Origin of the sequence: Sphingopyxis sp., assembly GCF_035250425.1 — a bacterium.
GTDB lineage: Bacteria > Pseudomonadota > Alphaproteobacteria > Sphingomonadales > Sphingomonadaceae > Sphingopyxis.
Window position 1 is genome coordinate 1 of record NZ_DATFFD010000079.1, and the last position, 4,634, is coordinate 4,634.

Genomic DNA, 4,634 nt, shown 5'->3' on the forward strand with positions numbered 1-4,634 from the left:
CGCAACGAGCCACGGATCGTGGTCGATTGCGATACACATCGCCAGCCTGATCAAATTCCCACCTTTCGCCTCGACATCCGTCCACTGGACGGATTGGTCCCCGGGAGCCCAATTGGCGGAAATCATTTACAAAACTGTAAACACCGCGGCCGGGTGGCAATTGAGTACAGCCCCTAAGCCTCGACGGTTCCCTCGTCCCTCTCCGCCTGCTGCCGCGCCCACATGTCGGCATAGAGCCCGCGCATGCCGAGCAGTTGGTCGTGCGTCCCCGTCTCGGCGACGCGGCCGCGTTCGAGCACGATGATCCGGTCGGCGCCTGTCACCGTCGACAGCCGGTGCGCGATCACCAAGGTCGTGCGGCGCGCGGCGATGCGGTCGAGCGTGTCCTGGATCGCCGCCTCGGTGCGGCTGTCGAGCGCGCTCGTTGCTTCGTCGAGGATCAGTAACGGGGGATTCTTGAGCAGCGTGCGCGCGATCGCGACGCGCTGTTTTTCGCCGCCCGACAGCTTCAGCCCGCGTTCGCCGACTTCGGTGTCATAGCCCTGCGGCAACAGCGCGATGAAGCCGTCGATCGCGGCGCCCTCGGCTGCCGCGGCGACCCCTTCGGCGGTGGCATCTTCACGGCCATAGGCGATATTGTAACCGATGCTGTCGTTGAACAGCACCGTGTCCTGCGGGACGATGCCGATCTCGGCGCGCAGGCTTTTTTGCGTAACCTTGGCGATGTCCTGACCGTCGATCAGCACGCGCCCGCCCTGCGGGTCATAGAAGCGGAACAGCAGCCGCGCGATCGTCGACTTGCCCGCGCCCGACGGCCCGACGATCGCCAGCGTCTCGCCGGCACCGACCGCGAAGCTCACGCCGTTCAGGATCGTGCGGTCGGGCTCGTAACCGAACACGACATTCTCGAACGCCACCGCGCCGCCGTTCACGACGAGCGGCGGGGCATCCGGCGCATCGCTAATCTCGGGCGGGGTGTCGATCAGGCGGAACATCGCCTCCATGTCGATCACCCCCTGGCGAATGGTGCGATAGACCATGCCGAGCAGATCGAGCGGGCGGAACAACTGCATCAAGAGCGTGTTCACCAGCACGACGTCGCCGACCTGGAACTGCCCCTTCGACCAGCCCCAGGCCGTATAGGCCATCGCCCCCGCCAGCGCGGCGTTGGTGATGAAGCTCTGTCCGATGTTGAGCCAGGCCAGGCTGTTCTCGCTCTTGACCGCGGCGCGCGCATATTGGTCGGCGACGTCGCGATACCGTGCCTCTTCGCGCGCTTCGGCGCCGAAATATTTGACCGTTTCGTAATTGAGCAGGCTGTCGACGCTGCGCCCGATCGTCAGCGTGTCGAGGTCGTTCATCCGGGCACGAAGCGCGTTGCGCCAGTCGGTCACCTTGCGCGTGAAGATGATATAGACGATGACCATCAGCGCGGTGGCGCCCGCCAGGCCAAAGCTGAACTTGGTCCAGAAAATCACCAATACCGCGGTCAGCTCGATGATCGTCGGTGCGATATTGAACAGCAGGAAATAAAGCATCGTATCGATGCTTTTGGTGCCGCGTTCGATCACCTTGGTCACCTCGCCGGTCCGCCGCGCGAGATGGAAGCGCAGGCTCAGCGCATGAAGGTGGCGAAAGGTCGCGATCGCGAGCTCGCGCGTCGCGTCCTGCCCGACACGCTCGAACACGACATTGCGGAGATTGTCGAACAAGGTTCCGGCAAAGCGCGCGCCGGCATAGGCGAGCAAAAACCCGATCGCGATTGCGACCCCCGGCTCCATCCCCGGCGCCATCCGGTCGATCGCGGCGCCATAGAGGAAGCCCATCGACAGCTGCACGCCCTTCGACGCGAGCACGATCAGTGCGGCGACGACGATCCGGGTCTTGGCCTCGGTCTGCCCCGCCGGCCACAGATAGGGGAGGAACCGCCGCAGCGTCGCGAGGACGGGCGGCTCGCGCGAAGCGTCGGCGGAAGTGGAAGTATCGGGCGGCATGCGCGCCCCATGTAGGGGGACGCGCGCCGAACGCCAAGCCGTTCACCGCAACGAGCGGATCGGGCGGCTACCGCGACTCGCGATCGCCCGCGTGACGAATGATGCGGTCGATCAGCCGCCGTTCTTCGGATGTCGGGGTCGGCACAATCACCACAGGGGATTCCTGGCGGCGTCCGAACAGCGGACGCCGGGACGGGATGATGGGGGAAAAACGCATGGGGGCTGCTTTCGACTGTGCGGCGTCGCCCCCCGGCTCCGCTGGTGACTGGTCCCACTCCCTTGGTGAAGGCGCGTGGTTGCAGCCCGGTTAAAGGCGTTGGTTACTGCTTTCTTTCCGGTACGGTGAAGGTGCCGGTGACGCGCCCGCCGGTGCCGCCCGCGATCGGGTTGCCATCGGGACCGCGCGCCGCGCCGCGCCCGTCGACCGTCGCGCGGCCGCTGCTGAGGTCGATGACAAGCCGCCCGCCGCGCAAATTATTCCCGCGCTGACGCAGTTCGACATTGCCGACCATCGTGATCAGCCGCCGGTCGAGGTCATAGATGGCGACATTGCCCTTCGCCGTCTCGTCGCCCTTCACCACCGTCACGCCGCCAGTCGCATCGAGCCGGTTGACGCTGGTGCCGCCCGATCGCGAATAGGCGACCGTCATCCGCGGCGCGGTGACGGTCAGCCCCGCCTGCGTGACGCGGACATTGCCGGCAAGGACGACGCGGTCGGCGCGGTCCTGGACCTCGATGCTGCCCGCCGCGAAATCGACCGGAGCGCCGCTGTTATGATTGGCGAGCGCCTGCGCCTGCGCGGCGTCGCCGCCCTGCCCGGCCGACAGCAAAGCCAGGCTGGTCAGCGCGAAACCCGCGCCCGCAAGCAGCGCGCTCCTCATGGGCAAAAGCCGGTTCATTTGAGCACTCCCTGATTGATCCGCAGCCGCGCGTTGCCCTGCAGGCGCACGACCCGCTGGTCGAGGTCGGCGGACAGCTGGTTGGCCGAAAACCGGCCGATGTTCAACGTGCCGTTGACGCCGCCCTGCCCGGCGAGGCTGCGCGTCTTCAAATCGACCGCGACATTGCGCGCGTCGATACTATAGCCGCCCGAGCTCTTCACCTGCACCAGCCCCGGCACCGCGATCTTTTCGGTCTCCATATTATAGGCGCTGTCCTTCGCGACGATCGTCGCCGGACCGTCGGCGAGCTTGATCGCCCCCGACAGGTCGGTCATCCGCACGATCGGCTCGGCCGAGCTTTTCTGGACCGCGCTGCCCGCGAGCAGCGCGAAGGGCTGCCCCTTCGCATCCTGGCCGCGATATTCGGCGCGCGTCACCTTCATCCGCTCCCGGGCCATCTCGACCTTGTCCTTCGACAACAGGAAGCTGATCTCGGCGCGCTGGGTGAAGGGCGAGAAGACGAGCACCGCCGCGACGACGCCGATGACGAGCGGCAGGCCGTAACGCAGGATGCGCACGACGCGGTCGTGGCTCGACCCGCTCGCCGCCCACATGCGGCGCATCGTGCGGTCAAGATCGGCGCGTTCGGACATGCTCTTGCGAATCGCCTCTTCAGGTGTGTGCGAAAATATCGACCTCGGGCCAGCCCGCGAGGTCGAGCGCCGCGCGCGTCGGCAGGAAATCGAAACAGGCTTGTGCCAGCCCGGTGCGCCCTTCGCGCGCCAGCCGCACGTCGAGAATCGCCTTCATCGCGTGAAGGAAACGCACGTCGCTCGCAGCATATTCGCGCTGCGCATCGCTGAGTTCGGCGGCGCCCCAGTCGCTCGACTGTTGCTGCTTCGACACTTCCTGCCCCAGGAGTTCGCGCACCAGTTCCTTCAGCCCATGGCGGTCGGTGTAGGTGCGAATCAGCTTCGAGGCGATCTTGGTGCAATAGACGGGCGCCGTGACGACGCCGAGCGCCTGCTGCAGCGCCGCGATGTCGAAGCGCGCAAAATGAAACAATTTCAACCGGTTCGGATCGGTCAATATCGCCTTCAGCACCGGCGCGTCATAGCTGCTGCCGGGCTTGAAGCGGACCAGATGCTCGTCGCCCGACCCGTCGCTGATCTGGACGAGGCACAATCGGTCGCGCAGCGGGTTCAGCCCCATGGTCTCGGTATCGATCGCGACCGCGCCCGAACCGAGCACGCCCTCGGGCAAATCTTCTTCGTGGAAATAGACAGTCATAAAGCCCGCCTTAGGCCAAGCAGCCGTGCCGCTCAATGACTGGTTTTCGGGTACGCGGACCGCCCGCCGCGGGGCTGCGGCAAAGCGCGCTTAATTCTGATTACAGGCTTGAATTTTCCGTTCGCAGATGCCGTTCATTTAGGCTATATATTGCGCCGTTAGAGGCACGGGGCGAGTCTGTGCCCATGGTGAACTGCGTCCCCGTCCGACGCAAGGCGCTGATCGAATGGGGTATGGACGAACCGAAAGCGACTATTAGACAATGAGTTTCAACAAGGATCGCCGCGGCCAGCGGGGGCGCGGCAAGCGCGATGATTTCGGCAATTTCGACAGCTTCGAACCTGCACCCTATGGCGGCGACAGCTATGGCGGCGGCAATCGCGGTGGTGGCTTCGGCGACCGCGGCGGCTTCGGCGGCGGCGACCGCGGCGGCTTCGGCGGCGGCGATCGTGGCGGCGGCGGTGGCTTC

General features: G+C 65.7%; 5 protein-coding genes and 1 pseudogene. 1 reads left to right on the forward strand and 5 read right to left on the reverse strand.

The window, feature by feature from the left end; genetic code table 11:
- Window positions 1-173: 173 nt before the first annotated feature.
- The 5 genes from VJ811_RS04850 to VJ811_RS04870 form a co-directional block, all read right to left on the reverse strand.
- Window positions 174-1,994: an ABC transporter ATP-binding protein/permease gene (locus tag VJ811_RS04850; RefSeq protein WP_324071148.1), complete on the reverse strand. Its 1,821-nt coding sequence runs from the start codon at window positions 1,992-1,994 to the stop codon at window positions 174-176.
- Window positions 1,995-2,061: 67 nt separating this feature from the next.
- Window positions 2,062-2,211: a hypothetical protein gene (locus VJ811_RS04855; protein ID WP_324071149.1), complete on the reverse strand. Its 150-nt coding sequence runs from the start codon at window positions 2,209-2,211 to the stop codon at window positions 2,062-2,064.
- 103 nt (window positions 2,212-2,314) lie between these two features.
- Window positions 2,315-2,875, reverse strand: a complete 561-nt coding sequence (locus tag VJ811_RS04860; RefSeq protein ID WP_414711914.1) for an LptA/OstA family protein — start codon at window positions 2,873-2,875, stop codon at window positions 2,315-2,317.
- Window positions 2,876-2,889: 14 nt separating this feature from the next.
- Window positions 2,890-3,528 (reverse strand): LPS export ABC transporter periplasmic protein LptC, encoded by a 639-nt coding sequence (gene lptC / locus VJ811_RS04865; RefSeq protein WP_324071151.1) that lies wholly within the window; start codon window positions 3,526-3,528, stop codon window positions 2,890-2,892.
- Window positions 3,529-3,547: 19 nt separating this feature from the next.
- A complete protein-coding gene (locus VJ811_RS04870) occupies window positions 3,548-4,165 on the reverse strand; it encodes a ribonuclease D (protein ID WP_324071152.1) in 618 nt (205 codons plus the stop codon).
- Between the two features lie 262 nt (window positions 4,166-4,427).
- Between VJ811_RS04870 and VJ811_RS04875 the strand changes: the two are divergent.
- Window positions 4,428-4,634 (forward strand): annotated as a pseudogene (locus tag VJ811_RS04875) (cold-shock protein); the annotation flags it as partial.

What these genes read in the sequence shown, in the direction of transcription:
- VJ811_RS04860 (WP_414711914.1), bottom strand. Translation starts at nt 2,875, where the DNA reads ATGAGGAGCGCGCTGCTTGCGGGCGCGGGTTTCGCGCTGACCAGCCTG.
- VJ811_RS04855 (WP_324071149.1), bottom strand. Translation starts at nt 2,211, where the DNA reads ATGCGTTTTTCCCCCATCATCCCGTCCCGGCGTCCGCTGTTCGGACGC.
- lptC (WP_324071151.1), bottom strand. Translation starts at nt 3,528, where the DNA reads ATGTCCGAACGCGCCGATCTTGACCGCACGATGCGCCGCATGTGGGCG.
- VJ811_RS04870 (WP_324071152.1), bottom strand. Translation starts at nt 4,165, where the DNA reads ATGACTGTCTATTTCCACGAAGAAGATTTGCCCGAGGGCGTGCTCGGT.
- VJ811_RS04850 (WP_324071148.1), bottom strand. Translation starts at nt 1,994, where the DNA reads ATGCCGCCCGATACTTCCACTTCCGCCGACGCTTCGCGCGAGCCGCCC.